Annotated in this window: 1 pseudogene; it reads left to right on the top strand. The window is 70.2% G+C overall.

Going from position 1 to position 1,008, the window contains the following annotated elements:
- The first annotated feature begins 57 nt into the window (after positions 1 to 57).
- A pseudogene (locus ACFY0X_RS36870) lies at positions 58 to 989 on the top strand (IS5 family transposase).
- Positions 990 to 1,008: the final 19 nt, after the last annotated feature.

Raw genomic sequence — 1,008 nt, 5'->3', positions numbered from 1 at the left:
CTAGGACTTGTCCGCCCGATCATGTGACTATCACCGGCCTTGCTCGTTGTTCCGGGCATGGGGCGGGGTGATCTCACGGATGCCGAGTGGGAACGGCTGCGGCCGTTCCTGCCGGTCAGCAACAGGCGTTGTGGCCGGTGGCGCGACCATCGGCAGGTGATCGACGGGATTCTGCACCGGGTGCGGACGGGTGTGCACTGGCGTGACCTGCCGGAGCGGTTCGGGCCGTGGAAGACGGTCTACGAACGCCACCGGCTGTGGTCGGCCGACGGGACGTGGGAGCGTCTGCTCCAGCAGGTCCAGGCGGAAGCGGACGCGGCCGGCGACATCGACTGGGACATCTCCGTCGACTCCACCATCGTGCGGGCCCACCAGCACGCGGCGGGTGCCCGCACCGATCCGCCACCGGCCCTGGCCTCAAAGGGGGCTGGGCAGGGCGAACACCAGGACGAGACACCGTGGCAGAGCCTCGTCGCCCGACTGGTGGAGGTGGTGCTGGAGGCGAGGGCCTTGGCCGCTCGCGGGGCGGGTTCACCACCAAGGTCCACCTGAGCGCGGACGGCCGCTGCCGCCCGCTGTCCCTGATCGTCACCGCGGGGCAGCGGGCGGACTGCACCCAGTTCGAGCCCGTGCTGGAGAAGATCCGCATCCCGCGGACCGGGCCGGGCAGGCCCCGCAAGACGCCCGACAGCGTGGCCGCCGACAAGGCCTACAGCAACGGACCCATCCGCGCCTACCTGCGCAGGCGCGGCATCCGGCACACGATCCCGGAGAAGAGCGACAGCCGGGCCGCCCGCCTGCGCAAAGGCTCGCGCGGCGGGCGGCCACCGGGCTTCGACGAAGCGCGGTACAAGAAACGCAACACCGTCGAACGGGCCATCAACAAGCTCAAGCACGCCAGAGCCGTCGCCACCCGATACGACAAACGCGGATACGTCTACCTCGGCACCATCACCGCAGCCGCCCTCGCCATCTGGCTCCGCACATGATCGACCGGACGGAGCCTAG

The organism is Kitasatospora sp. NPDC001547, assembly GCF_042894165.1.
Classification (GTDB): domain Bacteria; phylum Actinomycetota; class Actinomycetes; order Streptomycetales; family Streptomycetaceae; genus Kitasatospora.
The sequence above is the reverse complement of the archived record's forward strand: the minus strand, read 5'-3'. Positions and strand labels throughout refer to the sequence as shown.